Source organism: Streptomyces luteogriseus (genome assembly GCF_014205055.1).
In the GTDB taxonomy this organism is placed as follows: Bacteria; Actinomycetota; Actinomycetes; order Streptomycetales; family Streptomycetaceae; genus Streptomyces; species Streptomyces luteogriseus.
On sequence record NZ_JACHMS010000001.1, the window covers coordinates 3,977,377 to 4,003,093 of the forward strand.

Annotated in this window: 24 protein-coding genes and 1 tRNA gene; 12 read left to right on the forward strand and 13 right to left on the reverse strand. The window is 71.8% G+C overall.

Going from position 1 to position 25,717, the window contains the following annotated elements; translation table 11 throughout:
• Nucleotides 1-171: 171 nt before the first annotated feature.
• A complete protein-coding gene (nth, locus tag BJ965_RS17300; protein WP_184909498.1) occupies nt 172-1,245 on the reverse strand; it encodes an endonuclease III in 1,074 nt (357 codons plus the stop codon).
• A gap of 335 nt (nt 1,246-1,580) precedes the next feature.
• Between nth and BJ965_RS17305 the strand changes: the two genes are divergently transcribed.
• Nucleotides 1,581-2,255: a Crp/Fnr family transcriptional regulator gene (locus BJ965_RS17305; protein ID WP_010031945.1), complete on the forward strand. Its 675-nt coding sequence runs from the start codon at nt 1,581-1,583 to the stop codon at nt 2,253-2,255.
• A gap of 76 nt (nt 2,256-2,331) precedes the next feature.
• Here the strand turns inward: BJ965_RS17305 and BJ965_RS17310 are convergent, their stop codons facing one another.
• From BJ965_RS17310 to BJ965_RS17325, 4 genes are all read right to left on the reverse strand, one after another.
• Nucleotides 2,332-3,162, reverse strand: coding sequence for an MBL fold metallo-hydrolase (locus BJ965_RS17310; RefSeq protein ID WP_184909499.1), 831 nt, complete (start codon nt 3,160-3,162; stop codon nt 2,332-2,334).
• Nucleotides 3,159-4,028 carry an NUDIX hydrolase gene (locus BJ965_RS17315; RefSeq protein WP_184909500.1) on the reverse strand — a complete coding sequence of 290 codons (870 nt, stop codon included), beginning with the start codon at nt 4,026-4,028 and terminating at the stop codon, nt 3,159-3,161. The genes BJ965_RS17310 and BJ965_RS17315 overlap by 4 nt, the downstream gene beginning before the upstream one ends.
• A gap of 105 nt (nt 4,029-4,133) precedes the next feature.
• The gene (locus BJ965_RS17320; RefSeq protein WP_030846166.1) at nt 4,134-4,595 is read right to left on the reverse strand and encodes a RidA family protein; all 462 of its coding nucleotides are present in this window, start codon (nt 4,593-4,595) and stop codon (nt 4,134-4,136) included.
• Nucleotides 4,595-4,753: a DUF4177 domain-containing protein gene (locus tag BJ965_RS17325; RefSeq protein ID WP_097218487.1), complete on the reverse strand. Its 159-nt coding sequence runs from the start codon at nt 4,751-4,753 to the stop codon at nt 4,595-4,597. Before BJ965_RS17325 ends, BJ965_RS17320 begins: the two co-directional genes overlap by 1 nt.
• Nucleotides 4,754-4,860: 107 nt before the next feature.
• Here BJ965_RS17325 and BJ965_RS17330 point away from each other — a divergent pair, with 107 nt between their 5' ends.
• The gene (locus tag BJ965_RS17330; protein WP_184909501.1) at nt 4,861-5,838 is read left to right on the forward strand and encodes an ArsA-related P-loop ATPase; all 978 of its coding nucleotides are present in this window, start codon (nt 4,861-4,863) and stop codon (nt 5,836-5,838) included.
• A 127-nt stretch (nt 5,839-5,965) separates the two neighbouring features.
• A complete protein-coding gene (locus BJ965_RS17335) occupies nt 5,966-7,411 on the forward strand; it encodes an ArsA family ATPase (RefSeq protein WP_184909502.1) in 1,446 nt (481 codons plus the stop codon).
• Nucleotides 7,412-7,648: 237 nt separating this feature from the next.
• Here BJ965_RS17335 and wblA read toward each other — a convergent pair whose 3' ends face one another.
• Nucleotides 7,649-7,987, reverse strand: a complete 339-nt coding sequence (wblA, locus tag BJ965_RS17340; RefSeq protein WP_030846174.1) for a transcriptional regulator WblA — start codon at nt 7,985-7,987, stop codon at nt 7,649-7,651.
• Nucleotides 7,988-8,396: 409 nt separating this feature from the next.
• Here wblA and BJ965_RS17345 point away from each other — a divergent pair, with 409 nt between their 5' ends.
• Nucleotides 8,397-10,676: a transglycosylase domain-containing protein gene (locus tag BJ965_RS17345; protein WP_184909503.1), complete on the forward strand. Its 2,280-nt coding sequence runs from the start codon at nt 8,397-8,399 to the stop codon at nt 10,674-10,676.
• 120 nt (nt 10,677-10,796) lie between these two features.
• Here the strand turns inward: BJ965_RS17345 and BJ965_RS17350 are convergent, their stop codons facing one another.
• A complete protein-coding gene (locus tag BJ965_RS17350; protein WP_031105819.1) occupies nt 10,797-11,261 on the reverse strand; it encodes a GatB/YqeY domain-containing protein in 465 nt (154 codons plus the stop codon).
• 135 nt (nt 11,262-11,396) lie between these two features.
• On the opposite strand from BJ965_RS17350, the gene BJ965_RS17355 reads away from it, so the two are divergent.
• From BJ965_RS17355 to BJ965_RS17375, 5 genes are all read left to right on the forward strand, one after another.
• Nucleotides 11,397-12,335: a metallophosphoesterase gene (locus tag BJ965_RS17355; protein WP_184909504.1), complete on the forward strand. Its 939-nt coding sequence runs from the start codon at nt 11,397-11,399 to the stop codon at nt 12,333-12,335.
• A gap of 152 nt (nt 12,336-12,487) precedes the next feature.
• Nucleotides 12,488-13,258: a Pr6Pr family membrane protein gene (locus BJ965_RS17360; RefSeq protein ID WP_184909505.1), complete on the forward strand. Its 771-nt coding sequence runs from the start codon at nt 12,488-12,490 to the stop codon at nt 13,256-13,258.
• Nucleotides 13,259-13,305: 47 nt separating this feature from the next.
• A tRNA-Pro gene (locus BJ965_RS17365) sits at nt 13,306-13,379 on the forward strand.
• A gap of 343 nt (nt 13,380-13,722) precedes the next feature.
• The gene (locus BJ965_RS17370) at nt 13,723-14,070 is read left to right on the forward strand and encodes a hypothetical protein (RefSeq protein ID WP_184909506.1); all 348 of its coding nucleotides are present in this window, start codon (nt 13,723-13,725) and stop codon (nt 14,068-14,070) included.
• 146 nt (nt 14,071-14,216) lie between these two features.
• On the forward strand, nt 14,217-14,816 hold the full coding sequence (locus BJ965_RS17375) for a DUF5994 family protein (RefSeq protein WP_221513147.1): 600 nt from the start codon (nt 14,217-14,219) through the stop codon (nt 14,814-14,816).
• A 499-nt stretch (nt 14,817-15,315) separates the two neighbouring features.
• On the opposite strand, the gene BJ965_RS17380 is transcribed toward BJ965_RS17375, so the two are convergent.
• The 3 genes from BJ965_RS17380 to BJ965_RS17390 all read right to left on the reverse strand — a co-directional run bounded on the left by BJ965_RS17380 (nt 15,316) and on the right by BJ965_RS17390 (nt 17,616).
• On the reverse strand, nt 15,316-15,726 hold the full coding sequence (locus tag BJ965_RS17380; RefSeq protein WP_184909507.1) for a hypothetical protein: 411 nt from the start codon (nt 15,724-15,726) through the stop codon (nt 15,316-15,318).
• Between the two features lie 64 nt (nt 15,727-15,790).
• Entirely contained in the window at nt 15,791-16,501 is a 711-nt protein-coding gene (locus tag BJ965_RS17385) for a TIGR03943 family putative permease subunit (RefSeq protein ID WP_184909508.1), read from the reverse strand.
• Entirely contained in the window at nt 16,498-17,616 is a 1,119-nt protein-coding gene (locus tag BJ965_RS17390; protein ID WP_313666929.1) for a permease, read from the reverse strand. Before BJ965_RS17390 ends, BJ965_RS17385 begins: the two co-directional genes overlap by 4 nt.
• Nucleotides 17,617-17,799: 183 nt before the next feature.
• Here BJ965_RS17390 and BJ965_RS17395 point away from each other — a divergent pair, with 183 nt between their 5' ends.
• Nucleotides 17,800-19,692 carry a potassium channel family protein gene (locus BJ965_RS17395; protein WP_184917245.1) on the forward strand — a complete coding sequence of 631 codons (1,893 nt, stop codon included), beginning with the start codon at nt 17,800-17,802 and terminating at the stop codon, nt 19,690-19,692.
• A 286-nt stretch (nt 19,693-19,978) separates the two neighbouring features.
• Here BJ965_RS17395 and BJ965_RS17400 read toward each other — a convergent pair whose 3' ends face one another.
• Entirely contained in the window at nt 19,979-21,847 is a 1,869-nt protein-coding gene (locus BJ965_RS17400; RefSeq protein ID WP_184909510.1) for a S9 family peptidase, read from the reverse strand.
• 101 nt (nt 21,848-21,948) lie between these two features.
• Between BJ965_RS17400 and BJ965_RS17405 the strand changes: the two genes are divergently transcribed.
• Both BJ965_RS17405 and BJ965_RS17410 read left to right on the forward strand, forming a co-directional pair.
• On the forward strand, nt 21,949-22,773 hold the full coding sequence (locus tag BJ965_RS17405) for a class I SAM-dependent methyltransferase (RefSeq protein WP_184909511.1): 825 nt from the start codon (nt 21,949-21,951) through the stop codon (nt 22,771-22,773).
• A gap of 194 nt (nt 22,774-22,967) precedes the next feature.
• Nucleotides 22,968-23,762, forward strand: a complete 795-nt coding sequence (locus tag BJ965_RS17410; protein ID WP_184909512.1) for an SURF1 family protein — start codon at nt 22,968-22,970, stop codon at nt 23,760-23,762.
• A 114-nt stretch (nt 23,763-23,876) separates the two neighbouring features.
• Here the strand turns inward: BJ965_RS17410 and BJ965_RS17415 are convergent, their stop codons facing one another.
• Together BJ965_RS17415 and BJ965_RS17420 are read right to left on the reverse strand one after the other, a co-directional pair.
• Entirely contained in the window at nt 23,877-24,914 is a 1,038-nt protein-coding gene (locus tag BJ965_RS17415; RefSeq protein ID WP_184917248.1) for a hypothetical protein, read from the reverse strand.
• A gap of 128 nt (nt 24,915-25,042) precedes the next feature.
• Nucleotides 25,043-25,618, reverse strand: a complete 576-nt coding sequence (locus tag BJ965_RS17420; RefSeq protein WP_184909513.1) for a SigE family RNA polymerase sigma factor — start codon at nt 25,616-25,618, stop codon at nt 25,043-25,045.
• Nucleotides 25,619-25,717: the final 99 nt, after the last annotated feature.

Genomic DNA, 25,717 nt, shown 5'->3' on the forward strand with positions numbered 1-25,717 from the left:
GTTCCGCCGACGCCCCGGATCCCCTGAACGGGCGGCGCGTGGGGCTCTCCGGATGGCGCGTGAGGCTCGTGGGGTGGCGCGTGGGGCTCTCCGGATGGCGCGTGGAGTTCTTCGCGTCGCGCGTCGGGCCGCTCGGGCGGCGCGTCGGATGCTGCGGGCGCCTCGGGCAACTCATCCGGCCCCCAGCGGCGGCGCCGGTGTGCCGCCCGCGTCCAGGTAGGCCTGCGGGGGCTTCAGACGCTGCCCGGGGAAGCCCCCCTTCTCGTACTTGAGGAGCTTCTTCGCCTTCTCCGGGTCGGTCTCGCCCTCGCCGTAGGCCGGGCAGAGCGGGGCGATCGGGCAGGCGCCGCACGCGGGCTTGCGGGCGTGGCAGATGCGGCGGCCGTGCCAGATGACGTGGTGCGAGAGATCCGTCCAGTCGCTCTTCGGGAAGAGCGCGCCGATGGCGGCCTCGATCTTGTCCGGGTCGGTCTCGCCGGTCCACCGCCAGCGGCGCACCAGGCGCTGGAAGTGCGTGTCGACGGTGATGCCGGGGCGCCCGAAGGCGTTGCCGAGCACGACGAACGCGGTCTTGCGGCCGACGCCGGGCAGCTTGACCAGGTCCTCCAGCCGGCCGGGCACCTCGCCCCCGAAGTCCTCCACCAGGGCCTTCGACAGCCCTATGACCGACTTCGTCTTGGCCCGGAAGAAGCCGCACGGGCGGAGGATCTCCTCCACCTCCTCGGGGTTGGCGGCGGCCAGGTCCTCCGGGGTCGGGTACGTGGCGAAGAGGGCGGGCGTCGTCTGGTTGACGCGCAGGTCGGTCGTCTGGGCGGACAGGACCGTGGCGACGACCAGTTGGAAGGGGTTCTCGAAGTCCAGCTCGGGGTGCGCGTACGGAAAGACCTCGGCGAGCTCGCGGTTGATCCGACGGGCCCGGCGGACCAGGGCGGTGGGCGACTCGTCACCCGGCGGGTGGACGACGGCCTTGGCGGGGGCGGTGCCCTTGAGACGGGCGGTGGCCTTCTTGGGCGCGACCGCGACCTTCTTGGCGGCGGGCGCCTTCTTCACGGCGGCGCCCTTCGATGCCTTCTTCGATGCCTTCTGGGCGGCGGACGTCTTGGAAGCGGCCTTCTTGGCGGAGGCAGCCTTCTTGGCGGAGGCCGTCCCCTTGACGGAGGCCGTCTCCTTCGCGGAGGCCGTCTGTCTCGTAGACGCGGCCTTCTTCGCGGACGCGGCCTTCTTCGCGGACGCCGCCCTCGTCACCGGTTCCGTCTTGTTCTCTTTCGCCGTTTTCCTACCGCCATCGGGGCTCTGTTCGCCCACAGCGGAATCGCGACGTACAACCACCCGCGCAGCCCCCTCGGCCTGTGCTCTCACCGGCGATTTGGACACCCGGCCAGCCTAAGGCCCGGCACCGACATCCGCCCCGGCCCCTGAAGATCGGCGCCCAATTGGACCCCTGCCGCGTACCCCGGGACACGTGTGCGGCATCCTTGTGACAGATCACACTGTTTGGACCGCCCGACAAAATGGGCACCACGGTCCCTCGGTACACGGGGGAGCAAGATCCCCTGAGCAGGTCGAATAGGAGAGAACTCGTGGACGACGTTCTGCGGCGCAATCCGCTCTTCGCGGCGCTCGATGACGAGCAGGCCGCGGAGCTCCGCGCCTCCATGAGTGAGGTGACCCTCGCCCGCGGTGACTCGCTGTTCCATGAGGGCGACCCCGGTGACCGCCTGTATGTGGTCACGGAGGGCAAGGTGAAGCTCCACCGCACATCCCCCGACGGCCGCGAGAACATGCTGGCCGTGGTCGGCCCCGGCGAGCTCATCGGCGAGCTCTCGCTGTTCGACCCGGGCCCGCGCACCGCGACGGCCACGGCACTGACCGAGGTCAAGCTGCTCGGCCTCGGCCACGGCGACCTCCAGCCCTGGCTGAACGCCCGCCCGGAGGTGGCCACGGCGCTCCTGCGCGCCGTCGCCCGCCGACTGCGCAAGACCAACGACGCGATGTCCGACCTCGTCTTCTCGGACGTCCCGGGCCGTGTCGCCCGCGCGCTGCTCGACCTGTCGCGCCGGTTCGGCGTGCAGTCCGAGGAGGGCATCCACGTCGTGCACGACCTCACGCAGGAGGAGCTGGCCCAACTCGTCGGCGCGTCCCGCGAGACGGTCAACAAGGCCCTCGCGGACTTCGCCCAGCGCGGCTGGCTGCGCCTGGAGGCCCGCGCGGTGATCCTCCTGGACGTGGAGCGCCTCGCCAAGCGCTCACGCTGACGCGCACACCCGGCCCCGTACGTCATCGGGCCCCGTCTCCTCACGAGACGGGGCCCGACGTCGTATCCGGACGGGGTCAGATGAGCCCGTGCTCCTCCAGATAGTCCATCTGCGCGCGCACCGACAGTTCCGCCGCCGGCCACAGGGAGCGGTCCACGTCGGCGTAGACGTGGGCGACGACCTGCGCAGGGGTGCGGTAGCCGTCCTCGACGGCCGTCTCGACCTGGGCGAGGCGGGTGGCGCGGTGGGCGAGGTAGTACTCGACGACGCCCTGAGCGTCGTCGAGGACCGGGCCGTGGCCCGGCAGGACGGTGTGGACGCCGTCGTCGACCGTCAGGGAGCGCAGGCGGCGCAGGGAGTCCAGATAGTCGCCGAGGCGGCCGTCGGGGTGGGCCACGACCGTCGTGCCGCGGCCGAGGATCGTGTCGCCGGTGAGGACGGCCCGGTCGGCCGGGAGGTGGAAGGAGAGGGAGTCGGCGGTGTGGCCGGGGGTCGGCACCACGCGCAGTTCCAGCCCACCGGTCGTGATCACGTCCCCGGCGGCCAGGCCCTCGTCGCCCAGCCGCAGTGCCGGGTCGAGGGCACGCACGCGCGTGCCGGTCAGTTCGGCGAACCGGGCGGCGCCCTCCGCGTGGTCGGGGTGCCCGTGGGTCAGCAGGGTCAGGGCGACCCGCTTGCCGGCCTGCCCGGCCGTCGTGACGACCCGTCGCAGGTGCGCGTCGTCCAGCGGCCCCGGGTCGATCACCACGGCCAGGTCCGAGCCGGGCTCGGAGACGATCCAGGTGTTCGTGCCGTCCAGGGTCATCGCCGACGCGTTCGGGGCCAGGACGTTCACGGCCCGCGCGGTGGCGGGCCCCGAGAGGACCCCGCCCCGGGGCTGGCCGGGAAGGGCGCTTGCGTCCGTCATGCGGTGGCTCCACCGGTCGGGATGTGCTTGGTGAACTCGTCGTGGCCCGGCCAGGAGAGCACGAGCTCGCCGTCGACCAGGCGGGCGGTGGCCAGGACGGGCGTGAGGTCACGCCCCGGGGCGGCGTCGAGCGCCCGGGCGGCCGTCTCGTACTCCGTCAGCTGGCGCAGGGTCGCGATCGTCGGCGGCATCATCAGCAGCTCGCCCTTGTCGTACCCGGCGGCCGCCTCACCCGGCGTGATCCACACCGTCCGGTCGGCCTCGGTGGAGGCGTTGCGGGTGCGCTGCCCCTCGGGGAGCGCGGCCACGAAGAACCAGGTGTCGTAGCGGCGGGCCTCGAACTCCGGGGTGATCCAGCGGGTCCAGGCGCCCAGCAGATCGGAGCGCAGGACCAGGCCGCGGCGGTCCAGGAACTCCGCGAAGGACAGGTCCCGGGCGACCAGGGCGGCCCGGTCGGCCTCCCAGTCGGCACCCGTGGTGTCACCGACGACCGAGTCGGAGGCCGGTCCGGCGAGCAGCACGCCCGCCTCCTCGTACGTCTCGCGCACGGCCGCGCAGACGATCGCCTGGGCCGCCGTCTCGTCGACGCCGAGCCGGTCGGCCCACCACGCGCGCGTGGGGCCCGCCCAGCGGACGTGGTGATCGTCGTCGCGCGGGTCGACACCGCCGCCCGGATACGCGTACGCGCCTCCGGCGAAGGCCATGGAGGCGCGTCTGCGCAGCATGTGGACGGCGGGGCCGCTGCCGGTGTCCTTCAGGAGCATGACGGTGGCCGCGCGCTTCGGGGTCACCGGGGTGAGGGTGCCGGCCGCGAGTGCGCGGATGCGGTCCGGCCACTCCGGGGGGTACCACTGACCGTTCGCCATGGGCGCGAGGCTATCCCGTGACGGGCGGATGTTCGAGTGGCCCCGGGGACGGAATGCGCAGCTGGGGCCATCGCAGAGGGCACGGACGGGGTGCACGGCCCGGTGCTACGCGAGCTCCACCTGGATCTCGACCTCGACCGGTGCGTCCAGCGGCAGCACCGCGACGCCCACCGCGCTGCGCGCGTGCACGCCCTTGTCGCCGAGGACCTCGCCGAGCAGCTCGCTCGCGCCGTTGAGCACCGCGGGCTGGCCCGTGAAGTCCGAGGCCGAGGCGACGAAGCCGACGACCTTCACCACACGCGCGATGCGGTCCAGGTCACCGGCTACGGACTTCACGGCGGCCAGGGCGTTCAGCGCACACGTGCGTGCCAGCTCCTTGGCCTCCTCGGGGGTGACCTCCGCGCCGACCTTGCCGGTGACCGGAAGCTTGCCGTCCACCATCGGGAGCTGCCCGGCGGTGTAGACGTACGGGCCTGACTGCACGGCCGGCTGGTACGCGGCGAGCGGCGGGACCACCGCCGGCAGGCTCAGGCCGAGCTCGGCCAGCTTCGCCTCGACGGCGCCCACTACTGCTTCTCCCGCTTCAGGTAGGCCACGAGCTGCTCGGGGTTGTTCGGCCCGGGCACGACCTGGACGAGCTCCCAGCCGTCCTCGCCCCAGGTGTCCAGAATCTGCTTCGTGGCGTGGACGAGCAGCGGCACAGTCGAGTATTCCCACTTGGTCATGCGGCCGACTCTAGCCCCTGGCGGCCGGGGGCCACGCGGCCCACCACCGCACCGGTTGTCCACAGCCTCCCGCGTAGCGCGGGCACGGACTGGTTAGGCTCGAATACGTGAGCAGGCTCCAGGTCGTCAGCGGCAAGGGCGGTACCGGCAAGACCACGGTGGCCGCGGCCCTAGCGCTGGCCCTGGCCACGGAGGGGAAGCGGACGCTTCTCGTCGAGGTCGAGGGCCGTCAGGGCATCGCGCAGCTCTTCGAAACGGAAGCGCTGCCTTATGAGGAACGGAAAATCGCGGTAGCACCCGGGGGCGGGGAGGTGTATGCCCTCGCCATCGACCCCGAACTGGCCCTTCTGGACTACCTCCAGATGTTCTACAAGCTGGGCAGCGCGGGACGGGCCCTGAAGAAGCTCGGCGCGATCGACTTCGCCACCACCATCGCGCCCGGCCTCAGGGACGTCCTCCTGACCGGCAAGGCGTGCGAGGCGGTGCGCCGCAAGGAGCGCAGCGGGCGGTTCGTGTACGACTACGTCGTCATGGACGCCCCGCCGACCGGGCGGATCACCCGCTTCCTGAACGTGAACGACGAGGTCGCGGGTCTCGCCAAGATCGGCCCGATACACAATCAGGCGCAGGCCGTGATGCGGGTGCTGAAGTCGCAGGAGACGGCCGTGCACCTGGTGACGCTGCTGGAGGAGATGCCCGTCCAGGAGACCGTGGACGGCATCGCGGAGCTGCGTTCGGCCCGGCTGCCGGTGGGACGGATCATCGTGAACATGGTCCGGCCGGAGGTGTTGGACGAGACGGACCTGGAACTCGTACGGACGGTCCCGCGTTCCACTGTCGCGCGGTCCCTGTCCTCCGCGGGGCTCGGCGGGGCGCGGCGCGGCGGGCACGCCGAGCGGCTGGTGGATCCGCTGCTCACGCAGGCCGAGGAGTACGCCGAGCGGTACACGCTGGAGCACGAGCAGCGGGCGGTCCTGGCCGAACTGGGCCTGGCGACGCACGAACTGCCCCTGTTCGCCGAGGGCATGGACCTGGCGGGGCTGTACGAGCTGGCCCGCGAGCTGCGCGAGCAGGGCGTGTCATGAGCAGGCACGGGCAGGGCACGCGAGCGGGGCACGAGATGAGCCGGCACGGACAGGGCACGCGAGCAGGGCGTGTCATGAGCCAGGACGGACGGGCAAGGCCCGTCATGAGTCGGAAGCAGGGGATGTCATGAGTCGTCCGGACCCGGCCCACAGCCACGACCCGGCCCGCCCGCACCTCGCCCCCGCGCGCCTGCTCGACATCGATCCCCTGCTGGAGGACCCGAAGACCCGGATCATGGTCTGCTGCGGCTCGGGCGGGGTCGGCAAGACCACCACCGCGGCGGCCCTGGGTCTGCGCGCGGCGGAGCGGGGCCGCAAGGTGGTCGTCCTGACCATCGACCCGGCCCGCCGGCTGGCCCAGTCCATGGGCATCGACTCCCTGGACAACACCCCGCGCCGGGTGAAGGGCATCGACGACTCCGCGGGCGGCGAGCTGCACGCGATGATGCTCGACATGAAGCGCACCTTCGACGAGATCGTCGAGGCGCACGCGGACGGCGAGCGGGCGGCCGCCATCCTGGGAAACCCCTTCTACCAGTCGCTCTCGGCGGGCTTCGCGGGCACGCAGGAGTACATGGCGATGGAGAAGCTCGGGCAGTTGCGCGCCCGGGACGAGTGGGACCTGATCGTCGTCGACACCCCGCCCTCCCGCTCGGCGCTGGATTTCCTGGACGCGCCCAAGCGGCTGGGGTCGTTCCTGGACGGCCGGCTGATCCGGCTGCTGACGGCACCGGCGAAGCTGGGCGGCCGCGCCGGGATGAAGTTCCTGAACGTCGGGATGTCGATGATGACCGGCACCCTCGGCAAGCTGCTCGGCGGTCAGCTCCTCAAGGACGTCCAGACGTTCGTGTCCGCGATGGACACCACCTTCGGCGGCTTCCGCACCCGCGCGGACGCGACGTACAAGCTGCTCCAGGCGCCTGGCACGGCGTTCCTCGTGGTGGCGGCTCCGGAGCGGGACGCGCTGCGCGAGGCCGCGTACTTCGTGGAGCGGCTGGCCGCGGAGGACATGCCGCTCGCCGGTCTGGTACTCAACCGGGTGCACGGCAGCGGGGCCGACCGGCTGTCGGCCGAGCGGGCACTCGCCGCCGCGGAAAATCTTGAAGAGCCCCGCATTGTGGATCAGGAGGGCGGGAAAGCAAGACTTCGTAACTCCCCCGACGCACAGGAAAGTTCAGACTCTCCCACGCCCAGAACACCAACTCAGGCTCCGGCATCGGCTCCCGAGGGTGGCTCCCCCACCGAAGAAGCCGAGCTTGCCGAGGACACCGGGCACGCCAAGGGCCCTGCGGACACCGAGCAGGCCGAGGCCCCCGAGCGGTCCGTCGACCAGCTCACCGCGGGCCTGTTGAGGCTGCACGCCGATCGTATGCAGCTGCTCTCCCGTGAGCAGCGCACGCGTGACCGCTTCACCGCGCTCCACCCCGAGGTGGCCGTGACGGAAGTGGCCGCGCTGCCCGGTGACGTGCACGACCTCGCGGGACTGCGCGAGATCGGCGACCGGCTCGCGGCCGACGAGCGCGAGCTGCCCGACCCCGCCGACCAGCCGGAGACGCCCGAGGCGAGTGCCTGAGGCGCGTACCCGTGCTGCGTACCCGAGGCGCGTGCCGGGTCTGTCTGGAGGACAACCCGGCGAGGGCGCAGGGCTCGTGACGAGGGCGAAGAACCCGTACGCCGAAAAGCCCGTCGGCGAAGAAGCCGTACGCCGAAAGACCCGTCGGCTGAGAATCCGTGGGTGATGGCGAAGGGCCCTGACAGAGCCCTCAGACCTGGACCTGGGGAGCTCCCGAAGGGACTCCTCAGCTCACCCTCAGCTCACCGCTGCGTAGTTCTCGTAGATCTCGTCGTCGTCGAGGGGCAGAACACCGCACCCCCGCTCGTACTCCGTACGCGCCGTCTCCAGCAGCCGGCGCCAGGAGGTCACAGTGGGACGCCTGCGCAGCAGTGCGCGGCGCTCCCGCTCCGTCATTCCTCCCCACACGCCGAACTCGACGCGGTTGTCGAGCGCGTCGGCCAGGCACTCCGTGCGCACCGGGCATCCGGTGCACACCGCCTTGGCCCTGTTCTGCGCTGCTCCTTGAACGAACAGTTCATCCGGATCGGTAGTGCGGCAGGCCGCCTGCGCACTCCAGTCGACTACCCAGCCCATACCGGCGCCGTCCTCTCCCGAATCGAGGCTCCCCCACGGCGGCAAGCGGCATATTCACCGCCGCCAGTTGAGGACGTTACGGAAGGTGGGCACAGCGCAACACCCCCAGCGGGCCCAATCTTGAATGGCCCGAACGGACTATGGGTAAGCGGCAGATCACCCGGGGGAGTGAGCTGGCGACATACGTAACCTTCCCGGCAAACCGGGACAGTTCCATTGCGTCACATGGGGCGCCGTATGACACACAAGGCGGATTCGGACACGACCCCACCAAAAAAATTGGGGAACACCCGGAACGATTCGGGGTCGCCGGACGTATTGATACGTGACCTCACGGCTGTGACAGTTGAGAGCAGCTTAGGCCAAGGCCTATACGCCTGTCCGGTGAATGAGAACGTAGGCTGCCCTCATGCCAATGAAGCGCTCGGGCGGTGGTCTGTCTCCCACGCAGCAGGCCGCCAAGTTCCTCGGTGTCAGTGTCCTCGCGGGAGCCGTGCTGGCCGGCATCGCGCTGCCCGCGGTGGGCGCGCTGGGACTGGCGGCCAAGGGGTCGGTCGAGAGCTTCGACGAGCTCCCGGCCAACATGAAGACCCCGCCGCTGAGTCAGCGCACCACGATCCTCGACGCCGACGGCGGCCAGATCGCCACGGTCTACTCGCGCGACCGCACGGTGGTCCCGCTCAAGGACGTCTCGCCGTACATGCAGAAGGCGATCGTCGCGATCGAGGACTCGCGCTTCTACCAGCACGGCGCGGTCGACCTGAAGGGCGTCCTGCGCGCCCTCAACAAGAACGCGCAGACCGGCGGAGTCTCCGAGGGCGCCTCCACCCTGACGCAGCAGTACGTGAAGAACGTCTTCGTCGAGGAGGCCGGCGACGACCCGACCAAGGTCGCGCAGGCCACCCAGCAGACCATCGGCCGCAAGATCCGCGAGCTCAAGTACGCGATCCAGGTCGAGGAGGAGCTGGGCAAGAAGAAGATCCTCGAGAACTACCTGAACATCACGTTCTTCGGCCAGCAGGCCTACGGCGTCGAGGCCGCCGCCCAGCGCTACTTCTCCAAGTCCGCCAAGGACCTGAACGTCCAGGAGGCGGCGCTCCTCGCCGGCATCGTCCAGTCGCCCAGCCGGTACGACCCGGTCAACGACGAGGCGGAGGCCACCAAGCGCCGCAACACCGTGCTGCAGCGCATGGCGGCCGTCGGCGACATCTCCAGGGCGCAGGCCTCCGACGCGATGAAGGCACCGCTCGGCCTGAAGGTCAGCAAGCCCAAGAACGGCTGCATCACGGCGGTCAAGGGCGCCGGCTTCTTCTGTGACTACGTGCGCGAGGTCTTCCTGAACGATCCGGTCTTCGGCAAGACCAAGGAGAAGCGCGCGAAGATCTGGAACCAGGGCGGTCTCACCATCCGCACGACCATGGACCCGCAGGCCCAGAACGCGGCGCAGGCCTCCATCAAGGACCACGTCTACAAGAGCGACGAGGTGGCCACCGCCGCCACCCTCGTCCAGCCCGGCACCGGCAAGATCCTCGCCATGGGCCAGTCGCGTCCGTACGGCTTCAAGAAGAACCAGACGCAGATCAACCTCTCGGTCGACCAGTCGATGGGCGGCGGCATGGGCTACCAGCCCGGTTCGACGTTCAAGCCGATCGTGGCCGCCGCCGCCCTCGAGGACGGCATGCCGGCGAACAAGGTCTACTCCTCGCCGTACCAGATGCCGTACCCGAGCCCGGTCTCGGCCTGTGACGACAAGCGGTGGGTGAACGACCCCAACAACCCGGCGAAGCTCCAGAACGAGAACTCCTCCGAGGTCGGCCCGTACGACATGCGGGAGGCGACCGCCAAGTCGGTCAACACCTACTACGTGCAGATGATCAGCGACATCGGCATCTGCCCGGTGACGACCATGGCCAAGAAGATGGGCGTCGTGCGGGCCGACGGCGACAAGATGCCGCAGGTGCCCTCCATCGCCCTCGGCACCCAGGAGATGTCCCCGCTGACCATGGCGAACGCGTACGCGACCTTCGCCTCGCGCGGCATGCACTGCACGCCGGTCGCCATCGAGTCGGTCAACCGGCGGGTCGGCGACAAGACCACGTCGCTGGAGGTCCCGAAGTCGACCTGCTCGCGCGCGATGTCGGAGAACACCGCCGACACCATCAACGCCCTGCTGAAGGGCGTCGTCGAGGACGGTACGGGTAAGAAGGCCGGCCTCGGCAGCCGCCCCAGCGCCGGTAAGACCGGTACGACGGACGAGCGCTACGCGGCCTGGTTCGTGGGCTACACGCCGAACATGGCCGGTGCCGTGTGGGTCGGCGACCCCGCGCACAAGCGGAAGATGGTCGGCATCACCATCGGCGGCCGGTCGTACGGCAAGGTCTTCGGTGGCGAGGTTCCCGGCCCGATCTGGGGCGACATGATGTCCGGCGCGCTGGAGGGCAAGCCCGTCGAGGACTTCAACGACGTGCACATCCCCGACAGCAAGCCGCGGGACCGCGGTGACGGGGACGGCGGCCGGGACGACGGGGGCAACGGCGACAACGGTGGCGACGACGGCTTCATCGGCGGCCTGGTCGGCGGCAACAACGGCGGAGGCGGCGACGAGCCCACGCCTTCGTTCTCCATCCCGGAGGGCTTCATCCGGGGCCAGGGCAATGGCGGGAACGGCAACGGCGGCCGGTTCGGCTGAGCCGGCTGTGCCGGCAGTGCGCTGAACGACGACGGCCCCTTCCCACCCGCGCGGGTGGGAAGGGGCCGTCGTCGCTCGGCCGAGAGATCAGCCGACGTCCCGCTGAGACGTACTGGAAGATCAGCCGGCCAGCAGCTTCTTCACCGCGGCGGCGACGCGGCCACCCTCGGCCTGCCCGGCCACCTTCGGGTTCACGATCTTCATGACCGCACCCATGGCCCGCGGCCCCTCCGCACCGGCCGCCTTCGCCTCCTCGACGGCCTGGGCGACGATCTCCTGGAGCTGCTCGTCCGACAGCTGCTGCGGCAGATACGTGGCGAGGACCTCGCCCTCCGCCTTCTCCCGCTCGGCCTGCTCGGCACGACCACCCTGCGCGAAGGCGTCGGCCGCCTCACGCCGCTTCTTCGCCTCCCGGGTGATCACCTTCTGCACCTCGTCGTCGGAGAGCTCGCGCTTCTCCTTGCCCGCGACCTCCTCCTTGGTGATCGCGGCGAGCGTCAGCCGGAGCGTCGAGGAGCGCAGCTCGTCGCGCTCCTTGATCGCAACGTTGAGGTCTTCCTGCAGCTTCGACTTGAGCGTGGTCATGGGGTCGATTGTCGCAGGTGCGGGAGGAGCGGCGCCCCTCGATTTGTGGGGCGGCCGTCTAATGCCCGGTGCCGTCAGGGGAATTCGCGTACCGCCCGGACACGGGCAACGGCCCGGGTCTGACACGATGGTCGTATGCGCGCGCGATATGGAGTACCCCTGGGGATCGCGGCGGCTGGCGCCGCCGGACTGTTGTACTCGGCAGGCTTCGAGGCCCGCTCCTTCCGCCTCCGCCGGGTCACCGTCCCGGTCCTGCCCCCGGGGATGCGTCCCCTGCGTGTGCTGCAGGTCTCCGACATCCACATGGTCGGCGGCCAGCGCAAGAAGCAGCGCTGGCTGCGGTCCCTGGCGGGTCTGCGCCCCGACTTCGTGATCAACACGGGCGACAACCTCTCCGACCCGGAGGGCGTCCCGGAGGTCCTGGACGCCCTCGGCCCCCTGATGGAGTTCCCGGGCGCGTACGTCTTCGGCTCCAACGACTACTACGGCCCCAAGCTGCGCAACCCCGCCCGCTACCTGCTCGAGAAGGCGCAGGGCCGCCACGGGCTCAACGGCAACGCTCCGGCCGAGGGCGTGGTGCACAACCCGTGGGAGGACCTGCGGGACGGCTTCGACGCGGCGGGCTGGCTCAACCTGACCAACACGCGCGGCGAGCTCAAGCTCGAGGGCGGCTCGGTGGAGCTCACGGGCCTGGACGACCCGCACATCAAGCGGGACCGCTACGCGCAGGTGGCGGGCGGCCCGTCCGAGGCGGCGGACTTCTCGATGGGCGTCGTGCACGCCCCGTACCTGCGCACTCTCGACGCCTTCACGGCCGACGCCTACCCCCTGATCCTGGCCGGCCACACCCACGGCGGCCAGCTGTGCATCCCCTTCTACGGCGCCCTGGTCACCAACTGCGACCTGGACACGGAGCGGGTGAAGGGCCTGTCCACCCACTCGGCTGAGGGCCATACGTCGTACCTCCACGTGTCGGCGGGCTGCGGAACGAACCGCTACACACCGGTACGGTTCGCGTGCCCGCCGGAGGCGACGTTGCTGACGTTGGTGGGGCGAGAGGTGCCGGGGAGGTAGCGCGAGGGGGTCGGCCCGGGTGGGTCACCCCATCCGGGTCACCCCGGACGGGTCACCCCGGACGGGTCGCCCCGGACGGGTCACCCCGGATGGGTAACCCGCACAGCCCCGCCCACATCGCCCCCTATGTCCGTTTCTGCCAGCGTGGGGGCATGACCGCCCCGATACCCCGGGACATCCCGGACCTCCCAGCGATACCGTCCCCGCCGGCGCTGAAGCCCGCCCCCGTGCCGGCCACGGCCGTCGTCACCCCGGTCCGCCGCCCCGCGGCCGCGGCCTTCCGCCTGCTGATCGCCCTCGCGGCGGTCACAGGCGTCACGCTCGAACTGCTCCTCGGCGATCCGTCCCGGGCCCTGAGCTCCTTCGCGATCCAGAGCAACATGCTGCTGGCGCTGGTCATGACACTCTCGGCCCGCCGCGCATGGACGGCAAGCCGCCCCCTGCCGGGGGCCGTGCTGGGGGCGACGCTGCTCTACGTCGTCATCGCGGCCCTGGTGCACCACCTGCTCCTGGCCGACGCGGCGAGCCCGTTCTCCCTCGCGGGCGAGGCCGCGACCCCGACGGGCGGGCCGGCGCCCTCCCATCCGGTGCTGCACACGGTGACCCCGATCGCGGCGGTACTGGACTGGCTCCTGCTCACGTCCCCCGGCCGCATGCGCCTCCGCCAGGCCAGCACCTGGCTCCTCTACCCCATGGCTTACCTGGCCTTCTGCCTCACCCGGGGCGAGCTGCTCCTCCCGGGCACCCCCGACCGCTACCTCTACCCGTTCCTGGACGTCGGCCAGGACGGCTTCAAGCGCGTCCTCGGCAACGCCCTCCTCCTGGGCCTCTCCTTCTACGCCCTGGCCGTGCTCCTCGTAGCCCTCGACCACGCCCGCCCGAACCCCATCCGCCACCGCGGCAAAACCGGATTTCGTCTCTAGCCACCGGTGGGCTAAAGTAAACGTCGTCGCCGCGACAGCAGCGACATCGGGGTGTAGCGCAGCTTGGCAGCGCGCTTCGTTCGGGACGAAGAGGTCGTGGGTTCAAATCCCGCCACCCCGACAGTGAACACCAGGTCCGCAGCCTACTCATGTGAGTAGGCTGCGGACCTGTTTCGTATGCGTGTCCATCTGCGTGACCAACGCTCCGGACCGCACTTGAAGATGCCGTCCATGACCACCGCGCCGGTCTGGATCACGGGCCGGATCGCGTGACCACCGCGTTGACACCGACCGCCGCCGGACGTTGACTGGCGGCACGGCGCAGGCCATGCCGCCACCTGACAACAGGGTCGCCCGCGAGAAGCGACCGCAACGCCGAGGCAGGATCGACCGGGTCTCCGAAGCCTGAAGCAGGCCGTCGAGAAGACCAAGAGCGCCTTCGGGCGGAACGGAAGCGGCAACCGATGATGTACGACCAGACACGCGCCCAGCAGCCCGCGGGCCACACCGGGGGCTCCGCCGAACTCCGCACCCCGGGCCCGGAGCCGCTGCTCCCGTCGGCCGAAAGGGACGCGATCCTCCAGCGCCTCCGGCACGCCCTCAACACCTTCGCCGACACTCCACGCGAGGCGGTGGAAGAGGCCGAGAGCGCCTACGACGAAGCCACCGCCCAGCTCGTGAACGCCCTCGCGGAGCGGCGGCGTCTCCTGCGCGCCGGATGGCAGGACCAGGCCCCCGGAACACAGTCCGACGAACTCCGGCACGCGCTGAGGCAGTACCGGGAGATCACCCAGCGGCTGCTCCAGCTCTAGGCGGCCGCATACTCCCTGCTGCGGCAGAACTCGGAGTAGTCTGGACACTACCGAGGGCATTCCGCACACCGGCTTCCACGCCGGGTCGTTCTCGGCGAAGGATGAAACCCGGGCCGTCGCAAGCGGCCCGGAGACGGGTCCGCATCATGTCGGCGACCTTGTACCCCACCCTGCCGCGCCGCGAGCCCGTCGCAGCCCCGGCCGCGCGTCTCGCCCTGAAGACCGACGACGGCGCCTCCCGCGGACTCCTGGATGGTGCCTGGTGGCCCCGCTCCCGGGATCTGCTGAGCGAACTGCCGTCACTCACCGACGTGTTGGACCCCTTGTGGGGCCGCATCACCCGCATCGCCGTGAACCCGACGCACTGGCCGGTCATCCCCCGCAGGGTTCCCGTGGGCGGCCACATCGTCAAGGTCGGCTGGTTCACCCCGGAGATCGACCCGCACAAGCTGCTGCTGCTCTCCTACGGCACCAGCCGCTGGGATCTCCTGGTCATCCCACCCGAGACCGGGGATGAGTCGGCGGCCCGGCTGATGGCTGCCGCTTCCGGCCATGACGGCCCGCCGCTCACCGCGAGCGCGCTCATCGCCGCGGAGGAGTCCCGGCACGGCGTCCTGGCGGCCGAGCAGCCACTGGACCCGGACGAGACATGGGAGTACGAGGGCGGCGCCTCCACGGTGTCAACGGCCGTTCCCCAACAGACCGCTCCGCCCGGCCGGCCCGGCCGACTGATCAGCGGTACGTGAGGTGGCGGCCATGAACGCCTTCCTGACAACCGCCGCCTTCGTGGTGCTCATCGCGGCCGCGGCATACGTGATTCACCGGCTCAACCTCCAGCACTCCGACAGAATCGCGGGGTACCGGTACAGCTCGCCCCTGCCCGGCCGTCGCGGCCGCGGCGCTCCGCAGCTCCCGGTGGGACCGGACCGATCCGGGTCGCCCACCGCCGGCGAACGGCGGGACCACCGCGACGGGGGCCGCGGCCGCTTCCCACCGCGCCGTCGCCGTAGTCGTACCACTCACCACAGGTGATCAGCCGGGTTCCCCGCCGGGCGCGCGTACGGATGGCCGCATCGGCCCGTGCCGACGCGTGTCCCCCGGCGCCCACCCGGGCCGTGACATTGCGAGAAGCGGCCGGGGCCCGTGTTCCGAGGCAGGCAGCTGAACCGAGGCGTCATGACTGGCTCCCGGTGGGAGCCCGGGGGGCACCTGGGCGGCCCCGCCCGCGGGGAGGCGGGGGCGGGCCTAGGAGAGGATTCCCGCCAGCGTCCCCGCGAGGGTCAGGGTGAGGAACGCCGCGCCCCACGCCATCGCCTGGCGTATGCGACGGCGCTTGGTGCAGGTGGTGCGGTTCAAGAGCTGGGTCGGGGTGGCGCCCGTCGTGGCCGGGTGGGGTCTGCTCGCCAGGCTCAGGAGGACCAGGGCCGGGGCGCAGGCCGCGCAGCCCGTCCAGAGGAGGAGCTGGGGGATCGCGCCGTACTGGGTGGGAGTGATGACGCCGACGGTGATCGCGGTGAGGAGGGCTGCCAGGGCAGCGCCCAGGGTGGCCAGGGTCAGGCCGGCCCGGTGGTCGGCCTTCGCCAGTTCCGCGCGGACCGCCTCGGGCGGGAGCGGGCGGCCGAGGCCCGCCGTCTGCTCGCCGTGGAGTGTGGTCATGCGTACCCCTCGCTGATCAGCGGTTCCTTCCGAGTACCCCAATGGGGCTGCGCCATAACGCGGTTCAGGTGTTCCACGTCTCGTCGTACGGGTCGTGCGGAGTGGGGACCGGCCTCGCCGTCGTCACCTTCAGGTAGGGGATCGGGCCGTCGTTGACCGGGTCCTTCGTGCGGCGGGGTGTGTAGGTGCCGGTGATCTCAAGCCATGTGTCCGGGCGCAGGACGGGAGGGGCGTTGCCCGTCAAGGCGATCTTGACCGGCTGGGCGTCCGCCGCACAGCAGTTGAGGCCCATGCGGACCAGGTAGGGGGCGCCCTCGCGGTCCAGGGTGACGAAACCGGTGATCTTCAGCTCGCGGTCGCGGAGGGCGCGGCCGTCGTCGTAGATCGCGCGGCCGGCGTAGTCGGCCACGGCGAGGTGGAGGGGGGCGTCACCGGTGGGGAGGGCCGGGAAGCCGAAGGGCTTGGTCAGGGCCGTGCCGGTGTGCGCCGCACTGTAGGAGCCCAGGGCCGGCGGCGCGACCAGGATCAGGGCGAGGACCGGGAGCGTGAGGAGCCAGGAGATGCGGGGCTCGCGGTGGTGGTCGTCGTGGGCCGGGGCGCAGCGGCGGTCGTACCAGAGGGTTGCCGCCGCCGTGACGATCAGGACCGCGCCCGCCAGGAGGACCAGGGGGCGCAGGCCCTCCTTGACGTAGCGCAGGTAGAGGTCGGTCGTGCCGGCGTGCAGGAGGGTCGCGCCGAGCAGGAAGAGGAGGGCCGTCTGGGCCAGGCGGTTCACAGCAGGACCGTTCCGGTCAGGGCCGATACGGCGACGGCCAGGGCGAAGGTCGCGGGGGCGAAGCGCAGGGCGAAGGCGCGGCCGAAGGTGCCCGCCTGCATCGCGAAGAGCTTCAGGTCGATCATCGGGCCGACGACCAGGAACGTCAGACGGGCCGTCAGGGAGAACTGGGTCAGGGACGCCGCCACGAACGCGTCCGCCTCCGAGCAGATGGAGAGCAGGACGGCCAGGGCCGCGAGGAACAGGACCGACAGCACGGGATGTCCGGCCGCGACGCCCAGCCAGTCCGCCGGGACCACCGCCTTCAGGGTCGCCGCGGCCATCGCGCCGACCACCAGGAAACCGCCCGCGTGCGTCACGTCGTGGCGGACCGAGCCCCAGAAGGCCGCGCCCCTGCTCTGCCCCTCGTACGACGCGCGGGCCGGGGGACGCAGCCAGTCCGTGCGGCCGAGGCGGTGCCAGAGCCAGCCCATCGAGCAGGCCACCAGCAGGCTGGCGACGAAACGGGCCAGGACCATCTCGGGGTTGCCGGGGAACGCCACGGCCGTCGCCGTCAGCACGATGGGATTGATGGCGGGCGCCGAGAGGAGGAAGGCCAGGGCCGCCGCCGGGGTGACGCCCCGTCGGACCAGCGCGCCCGCCACCGGCACGGACGCGCACTCGCAGCCCGGCAGCACCGCGCCCGCCGCCCCCGCGACCGGGACCGCCAGCGCCGGGTGCTTCGGCAGCGCCCGGGCGAAGAACGACGGCGGTACGAACACCGCGATCGCCGCCGACAGCAGCACACCGAGCACCAGGAACGGCAGCGCCTGGACCATGACCGCGACGAACACCGTCATCCAGCTCTGCATCACCGGTGCGGCCAGGGCTCCGCGGATCGGGTCCTGGAACATCACCGCCGTGAGCAGCAGAAGGGTCAGGAGGAGGGGGGAGTTGAGGTGCCGGGCCTCCTCTTCCTTGCCGCCGACCGGCGCGGTGTCCGCAGGCTCGGCACCCCCGCGGTCGGCACCCCCGCGGTCGGCATCCTCGCGCTCGGCACCCCCGCGCTCGGCATCCTCGCGCTCGGCTTCCCCAGGATCGGCGCCGTCCTGCGGGGCGGTCTTCGTGATGGCCACGGGCCCGGTACCTCCGGTGGTGCGCGAGGGCATTGCCCCATTCCCTCCCCTTGCGTACGGACGGCGACGGCCGGGCGTTCACGGCTCACCGTCCCCTTCTGGAACCGGCCGCCCCGGTGAGGCAGTCTTCTCCTCGTGGGGAGCGTTCCGAACCAAGGTCAGCCGAGTGATCCGGCCACGCACATGATCGTGTGCGGTGACGACGGGCTCGCGCACCGGCTGGCCGCCGAACTCCGCGGTGTCTACGCCGAGCAGGTCACGCTCGTCGTACCGCCCTCCGGGAGACGGGTGCGCCGGCCCGTGGTCGGACGGGCCCGGGCGGCCTCGGCGGCGCTGCTCGACCGGGTCGTGAACGCGGCGGTCAACCGGACCGGCACGAGCGGTGAACCGGCCTCGAACGAGCAGGTCGTGGAGGCTCCGGAGATCACGGAGGCCGTCCTCACCGAGGTGGGCGCCGACCGAGCGGCGGCCTTGGCGCTCGTCCACGACGACGACGAGACCAACATCCGCGCCGCCCTCACCGCCCGTCGCCTCAACCCCCGCCTCCGACTCGTACTCCGGCTCTACAACCGGCGGTTGGGGCAGCACATCGAGGAACTGCTGGACCAGACCGCCGCCGTGGCCTCGGGCGACGGGCGGGGAGCGGGCATCGACGCGTCGACGACGGTGCTGTCCGACGCCGACACGGCCGCGCCCGCGCTGGCCGCCACCGCCCTCGTGGGCACCAGCAAGGTCGTCCAGACGGAAGGGCTCGTGCTGCGTGCGGTGGAACGGCAGCCGCCACGGCCGGGCGAGGTGGCCGACCCGGGGCTGTGCACCCTGGCGCTGCTGTCCGCGACGAGCAACGACCCGGCCGGTGCGGACGGTTCCGAGGGCAGCGGGGAGCACGGGCCGCACCTGCTGCCGGACGAGGCGGCGGTGGCGGCGGCGACCGGGCGCGGGACCGTCGTCCTGGAGCAGGTGTCGTACTCCGGGCCGTCCCTGCCCGCCGGGCGGGGTGGTGTGCCGCCGTTCGCCTCGCTGTTCTCGCGGCGGCTGCGGTGGTCGCTGGCCGGGCTGGTGGCCTGTGTGCTGGCGCTCGCAGTAGGGCTGATGATCGTGACGGGCGAGCATCCGCTGTACGCCACGTATGTGACGCTGCTCGATCTCTTCGGCATCAACGATCCCGCCTTCCACGAGTCGACCGCGCGTCAGGTGCTGCAACTGCTGTCCGGGCTGGTGGGGTTGCTGCTGCTGCCGGTGCTGCTGGCCGCGGTGCTGGAGGCACTCGGCACGTTCCGCAGCGCGTCCGCGCTGCGGAAGCCGCCGCGGGGGCTCGGCGGTCATGTGGTGCTGCTCGGACTCGGCAAGATCGGGACGCGGGTACTGACGCGGCTTCGGGAGCTGTACATCCCGGTGGTGTGCGTGGAGTCCGATCCGGACGCGCGCGGGATGGCCACGGCGCGGCGGCTGCGGGTGCCGGTGGTGCTCGGGGACGTCACGCAGGAAGGGGTCCTGGAGGCCGCGAAGATCCACCGCGCCCATGCGCTGCTGGCGCTGACCAGCGCGGACACGACGAATCTGGAGGCCTCGCTGTACGCCCGGTCCGTACGGCCCGATCTGCGGGTCGTACTGCGGCTGTACGACGACGACTTCGCGACGGCCGTGTACCGCACGCTGCGGGCCGCGCACCCGTTCGCCCTCACGCGCAGCCGGAGTGTGTCGCATCTCGCCGCGCCCGCGTTCGCCGGGGCGATGATGGGGCGGCAGATCCTGGGGGCGATCCCGGTGGAACGGCGGGTGCTGCTGTTCGCCGAGGTGGATGTGGCCGGGCATCCGCAGTTGGAGGGGCGGACGGTCGGGGAGGCGTTCCGGGCCGGGGCGTGGCGGGTGCTGGCGCTCAACACGTCACCTCCTGGGCGGCGGCGCAGTGAAGGGGAGAGCGGGGAGGAGGCCGGCGCGCCGGCCTCGGGGCTGGTGTGGGATCTGCCTCCTACGTATGTGCTGGGGGCGGGAGACCGGGTGGTGCTGGCGGCGACGCGGCGGGGGTTGGCGGAGTTGCTGGGGCGCAGGAGGCGGGAGCGGGCGGGGGCGTGACGCCGGACGGTGTTCCTCGCGGCCCGTTGTCACGAGGTGCCCGGCGTCGGTGCCGGGGCCGGGGCCGTTCGCGCAACCCGGCGCAGCGGGGTGCCGCCCGCGCCCACCCGTGCCGCCCCAGCGGCACGATTGCCCGCAAAGACACGGGCGAGACCCGAGCACGACCACCCACGGGGCCGTCGGCACAACCACCCGCGGGTTCCGCAGGAGCCCAAGGGGGCGGGAACCGCGCGATCAGCCACACCACACCCACGGCCGCCACACCACCCCGCCCCCGCTCCCCGAGCTACTGGGCGCTCCCCCGCCCCTTCAGGTGCCTCTCCGCGAACTCCAGCTCCAGCCGCACCTGCTTGATCCGTTCGTCCACCACCAGGGAGCCGTGACCGGCGTCGTACCGGTAGACCTCGTGCACCGCGCCTCGTGCCTCCAGGCGTTTGACGTAGTTCTCGATCTGGCGGATCGGGCAGCGGGGGTCGTTGACACCGGCCGAGATGTAGACCGGGGCCTTGACCTCGTCGACGTAGGTGAGGGGGGAGGACGCCTCGAAGCGGTCGGGGACCTCCTCGGGGGTGCCGCCGAGGAGCGTGCGGTCCATCGCCTTCAGCGCTTCCATCTCGTCGTGGTACGCCGTGACGTAGTCGGCGACGGGCACCGCCGCGATGCCGAGCGTCCACGCGTCGGGCTGGACGCCGAGTCCGAGCAGGGTGAGGTAGCCGCCCCAGGATCCGCCGGTGAGGATCAGACGGTCGGGGTCGGCGAGGCCCGAGGTGACGGCCCACTCGCGGACCGCGGCGATGTCCTCCAGCTCGATGAGACCGACACGGTGCTTCAGGGCGTCCGTCCAGGCCCGGCCGTAGCCCGTGGAACCGCGGTAGTTGACACGGATCACCGCGTAGCCGTGGTCGACCCACGCGGCCGGACCCGCCGCGAAGGAGTCGCTGTCGTGCCAGGTGGGGCCGCCGTGGATGTCGAAGACCGTGGGGAGCGGGCCGGTCACGCCCCGCGGCTTCTGGACGAGGGCGTGGATGCGGCCTCCCGGGCCCTCCACCCACACGTCCTCCACCGGCACCGAGCCGGGCGACTTCATGCCGGGCGGGTCGAGCACGACACCGCCCGTCGTGGACCGCACCGCCGAGGGCTCGGCCGACGAGGACCACAGGAACTCCACGCTGCCGTCGGGCCGGGCCGTCGCTCCGGACACCGTGCCCTTCGGGGTCGGGATCTCCGAGAGAGTGCGGCCGGCCAGGTCGTAGCGGAACAGCTCGCTGCGGGCCTCGAAGCTGTGCGCGATGAGCAGGCCGCTGCCGTCCGGGTACCACTCGGCGCTGACGTCGCCCGGCAGCTCCAGCGCCAGGTCCGTCTCCTCGCCGGTGGCCACGTCCCACACCAGGGGCTCCCAGCGGCCGCGGCGCTGGTGGCCGATGAGCAGGCGCGTGTCTCCGTCGACGGGGGCGAAGCCGAGGACCTCAAGGCCCAGCTCGCGGGTGCCGCCCTCGGTGTCGTCGAGGTCGGCGACCGCGGTGCCGTCGGGGCGCAGGACGCGTAGCGCCGAGTGCATCGCGTCGCCGTGCTCGGTGTGCTCGACGGCGATGAGGGAGCCGTCGTGGGAGAGGTCGCCGACGCCGGCCGACTCGCGGTGGCGGTAGATCTCCACCGGGTCCTCGCCGGTGCGCACGAGGTGGATGGTCGTGCCGTCCTCGTCCGTGGAACGGCCCACGACCGCCGTACGCCCGTCACGGCCGAGGGCGAGGCCGGCCGGGTAGGAGGCGTCCAGGCCCGCGGCGGCCGGTTCGTCCGCGCCGCCCGTGAAGGGCTGGCGGCGCCACACGCCGAACTCGTCGCCGTCCTTGTCGTCGAACCACCAGATCCACGCGCCGTCCGGGGACAGCACGCCGTCCGTCGTGCCGTTCGGCCGGTCCGTCACCTGGCGCTGCTCGCCCGTCGACCGGTCCCAGGCGTACAGCTCGTACGTCCCGGTCGCGTTCGAGACGAACAGGGAGCGGTCCGGCGCGTCCTCCGCCCAGTCGGGCAGGGACACCCGGGGCGCCCGAAAGCGCTTCTCCCAGTCCGGCATCCGCTCCTGCCGTCCCGTCTGTACCGCTTGCTCGTGCTGGTCCCGCTGATCCCGCGCGGCGGACCCGTTGCTCTCAGTCATGGCCCCATACTGCACGCCCCGGCCGACAATTCGCTGGCGAGGTCCCCAGCCTGTGGATAACCTCCACCGGTCCCCCCTCCGAGCAGGCAGGAGTCGCACTCTTGTACTCCCCCACCCCGGCGGACTGGAACGAGGTCAACCGCGCCCACTGGGACGAGCGGGTGCCGCTGCACGTCGCCGGTGATTTCTACGATCTCGACGCCTTCCGGACCGGTCAGGACCCGCTGCGCGACTTCGAGCTCGCCGAGGTCGGCGACGTCGGCAACCGCTCTCTGCTGCACCTTCAGTGCCACATCGGCCTCGACACGCTGTCCTGGGCCCGGCACGGCGCCGCCCGCGTCGTCGGTCTCGACTTCTCCGAACCCGCCGTCGCACTGGCCCGCGGGCTCGCGCACGACCTCGGTCTCGGCACGGACCGGGCGGCGTTCGTGGCGGCGGACGTGTACGACGCGGTGGCCGCGGTCCCCGACCCGTCGTACGACATCGTGTACACGGGCGTCGGCGCGCTGTGCTGGCTGCCCGACATCGGGCGCTGGGCGGAGACCGTCGCGGCGCTCGTGGCCCCGGGCGGGTTCCTCTACCTCTCCGAGTTCCACCCGCTCACCGACGTCCTCGACGACGAGACCGGTTCGCGGATCACGCACGACTACTTCGCCCGGGACGCCTGGGTCGAGGAGAGCGCGGGGTCCTACGCGGCCGAGGGCGCCGAGTTCACGCACAGCCGGCGGGTCGAGTGGCAGCATCCGGTCGGCGAGGTCGTCTCGGCGCTCGCGGGGGCCGGGCTGCGGATCGAGTTCCTGCACGAGCACGACGTGTCGCTGTTCCGACGGTTCGGGAGTTTCGAGCGGCGGGACGGCTACTTCCGCTTCCCGGCGGACCGGCCGCGGATTCCGCTGATGTACTCGATCCGGGCCCGCAAGGACTGAGCACACTGAGCCTCGGCCGGGGCGTTCGCGCAGGTCTGACCCGATTGTCAGCCCGAGCCGGACGAGCCCCCGGCGGGCCGGGAGCACCTGGCCGAGCGGTACTGGAGCGGCCCGGCGTCCGGACCCGCCCGACGCCCCGCCCCGTTGCCGACCCCGCGGCCGGATCCTGCCCGGCGCCCCCGTACCGTGGGGGTGTGTACCGGTTTCTGCTGACGCCCCGATGGTGGGGGATCAACGTCTTCGTGCTGTTGTCCATCCCCTTCTGCATCTTCATGGGGTCCTGGCAGCTGGGCCGGTTCGAGGACCGTGTGCAGGATCACCGGACCGCGACCGAGCAGGTTTCCGAGGCCCGGCACGAGGCGCCCCGGCCGCTGAAGGACATGCTGCCGGTGGACAAGGCGACGTCCGGGAAGCTGGTCACCGCGAGCGGGACGTACGGCAAGCAGCTGCTGGTGCCCGGGCGCGAGCTCGACGGCAAGCAGGGCTTCTACGTCCTGACACTGCTGCGGACCGGCTCGGGCGAGGCGCTCCCGGTGGTGCGGGGCTGGCTGCCCGGTTCCGCCGACGCGGCGAAGGTTCCCGCTCCCCCGGCCGGTGAGGTCACGATCACCGGTGCGCTGCAGGCGTCGGAGACGCCCGGGGACAACGGGGTCAGCGCGCAGGGCGGGCTGCCGGCCGGGCAGACCTCGGCGATCAGCGCGGCGTCGTTGGTGAACCTGGTGCCGTACGACGTGTACGACGCGTGGGTCACGCTGGCGAAGGGCGACTCGGGCATGAAGGCCGTGCCGGCCGCCGCGCCGCCGGACTCGGGGCTGGATCTGAAGGCCTTCCAGAACCTGGGTTACACCGCCGAGTGGTTCGCCTTCGTGGGGTTCGTGATCTTCATGTGGTTCCGGCTGCTGCGGCGCGAGGTGGAGTCCGCGCGGGATGCGGAGCTGGGGCTGGTTGAGGAAGAGGAGCCGGTCGCCGTGGACGCCGCGGTGCAGTGAGCGGCACCCGGGCTCGGGCGCGTGCGTCCGCGGCCCCGCGGACGCGACGCCACGGTCACGACGACCCGGCGGTCACGACCCCGCGCTCACGACCCGGCGGTCACGATCCCGCGCTCACGACCCCGCCAGCACGCCCGTCCAGTAGACCGTCCCCGCGCAGGCGTTGGACACCGTCACCGAGCTCGCGCCCGATCCCGTGACCGGGGTGTACGTCACCGCCACACTGCCGTCGACCGTGCCGTCCTCCCTGGCGAGCTGGGGGGCCGTGCCCGTGTCGCCGCCGGTGGAGGTGCCGCCCGTGGCCGCCGGGTCGTCCGACGGGGTGGGGTCGGGGCTGGGGTCGGGGCCGCCGACACTGCCGCCGGGGGTGGGGCAGGTCTCGGAGGGGACCCAGGCGAACTTCACGTCGTAGCCGATGCCCGGCTGGAGGACCAGCTGGACGGCCTCCAGGGAGGGGTCGGGCAGCAGACCGGCCGCCGCGTCACCCGCGGTGTGCCGGGCCGAACCGACCTTGCTCATGTCGGCTGCGCCCTGCGGCAGCGCGGCTACCGAGCCGGGGCCGGTGACCGTGCAGGCCGCGCCGGAGACGTTGGTGACGCGGAAGGAGCCGGAGACCGCGCCCGTGGAGTCGGGGGCGTTGCTGCTTCCGGAGGCGGGGCCGAGCTGGGCGGGGGTGCACGCCGGGATGCCGGCGGCGGTGGTGGAGGCGGGGTCGGCGCCCTGGGACGCGCCCGTGGAGGCGCCGGATCCCTTGCCCTTGTCCTTCTCCTTCTTGTCGCCCTTCTCCTTGGCCTCGGCCTTGCCGGAGGAGCCGCCCGCGGTGCTCTCGCCGCCGTCCGGGCCCTTGCCCTGGCTCGCGCCGCCCTGGGTCTCGGAGGCGTGTCCGGCGACGGACGGGTTGGCGTCGGAGCCGGTGGCGTTGGAGACGTGCACCAGGGCGGGGATGGCGGTGCCGATGAAGAGCGCGGCGGCGGCCATGCCGACGACGGCCTGCCGCTTGCGGGCCCGCCGTTGCGGTACCGCCTTGCGGAGGTAGTCCAGGGTGCCGTCGCGCGGTTCCACCTCCTGCACCACCTGGTGCAGCATCCTGCGCAGGTCCAGCTCGTCCGAGTCGAACCCTTCGGGGCTCTGATCGTCGGGGCCGTGGTTCACAGTTCCGTTCCCAGCGTGCGATTGCTTCGGATTGTGCCCGTGGAGCCTGGTCGGCGCCTGCCGTTCGTCGAGGCGCTCGTCGGGCTCGGGGCGGTCGCGCCCGTTGCCGCCCTTGCCGTTGCCGTCACTCATGCCGGCGCCTCCATGGCGATCCGGAGCGCCGCGATACCACGCGAGCCGTAGGCCTTGACCGAGCCCAGCGATATGCCGAGCGTCTCGGCGACCTGCGCCTCGGTCATGTCCGCGAAGTAGCGCAGCACCAGCACCTCGCGCTGGCGGCGCTGCAGCCCCTTCATCGCCTTGATGAGGGAGTCGCGCTCCAGCTGGTCGTAGGCACCTTCCTCGGCGCTGGCCATGTCGGGCATGGGCTTCGACAGCAGCTTCAGGCCGAGTATGCGGCGGCGCAGCGCGGAGCGCGAGAGGTTGACGACGGTCTGGCGCAGGTACGCCAGGGTCTTCTCGGGGTCGCGCACCCGCTTGCGGGCGGAGTGGACACGGATGAACGCCTCCTGGACGACGTCCTCGCAGGAGGCGGTGTCGTCGAGGAGGAGCGCGGCGAGACCCAGCAGCGAGCGGTAGTGCGCCCGGTAGGTCTCGGTGAGGTGGTCGACGGTGGTGCCGGCCGCGAGGCCGTCCTCCGCGCCGTCGCGCTGATTGGGGATGCGGGCCGGCCGCGCTGCGGGCACGGGCGCGATCACCGGCATGCCACCGGGCGTACCGGCCATGCGGGGTCGTAGAGCCGCCGGACGGGGCGGTCGAAGGACCGTGCCGCGTGCCGCGCTGAAGTCGAGTACCTCTGCCAC

Coding starts and splice junctions, on each gene's coding strand:
- BJ965_RS17375 (WP_221513147.1), top strand. CDS start 14,217: ATGTCGGCGACCTTGTACCCCACCCTGCCGCGCCGCGAGCCCGTCGCA.
- BJ965_RS17335 (WP_184909502.1), top strand. CDS start 5,966: ATGAGTCGTCCGGACCCGGCCCACAGCCACGACCCGGCCCGCCCGCAC.
- BJ965_RS17370 (WP_184909506.1), top strand. CDS start 13,723: ATGATGTACGACCAGACACGCGCCCAGCAGCCCGCGGGCCACACCGGG.
- BJ965_RS17395 (WP_184917245.1), top strand. CDS start 17,800: ATGATCGTGTGCGGTGACGACGGGCTCGCGCACCGGCTGGCCGCCGAA.
- BJ965_RS17310 (WP_184909499.1), bottom strand. CDS start 3,162: ATGACGGACGCAAGCGCCCTTCCCGGCCAGCCCCGGGGCGGGGTCCTC.
- BJ965_RS17420 (WP_184909513.1), bottom strand. CDS start 25,618: ATGCCGGTGATCGCGCCCGTGCCCGCAGCGCGGCCGGCCCGCATCCCC.
- BJ965_RS17360 (WP_184909505.1), top strand. CDS start 12,488: ATGACCGCCCCGATACCCCGGGACATCCCGGACCTCCCAGCGATACCG.
- BJ965_RS17400 (WP_184909510.1), bottom strand. CDS start 21,847: ATGACTGAGAGCAACGGGTCCGCCGCGCGGGATCAGCGGGACCAGCAC.
- wblA (WP_030846174.1), bottom strand. CDS start 7,987: ATGGGCTGGGTAGTCGACTGGAGTGCGCAGGCGGCCTGCCGCACTACC.
- BJ965_RS17325 (WP_097218487.1), bottom strand. CDS start 4,753: ATGACCAAGTGGGAATACTCGACTGTGCCGCTGCTCGTCCACGCCACG.
- BJ965_RS17380 (WP_184909507.1), bottom strand. CDS start 15,726: ATGACCACACTCCACGGCGAGCAGACGGCGGGCCTCGGCCGCCCGCTC.
- BJ965_RS17345 (WP_184909503.1), top strand. CDS start 8,397: ATGCCAATGAAGCGCTCGGGCGGTGGTCTGTCTCCCACGCAGCAGGCC.
- BJ965_RS17355 (WP_184909504.1), top strand. CDS start 11,397: ATGCGCGCGCGATATGGAGTACCCCTGGGGATCGCGGCGGCTGGCGCC.
- BJ965_RS17315 (WP_184909500.1), bottom strand. CDS start 4,028: ATGGCGAACGGTCAGTGGTACCCCCCGGAGTGGCCGGACCGCATCCGC.
- BJ965_RS17350 (WP_031105819.1), bottom strand. CDS start 11,261: ATGACCACGCTCAAGTCGAAGCTGCAGGAAGACCTCAACGTTGCGATC.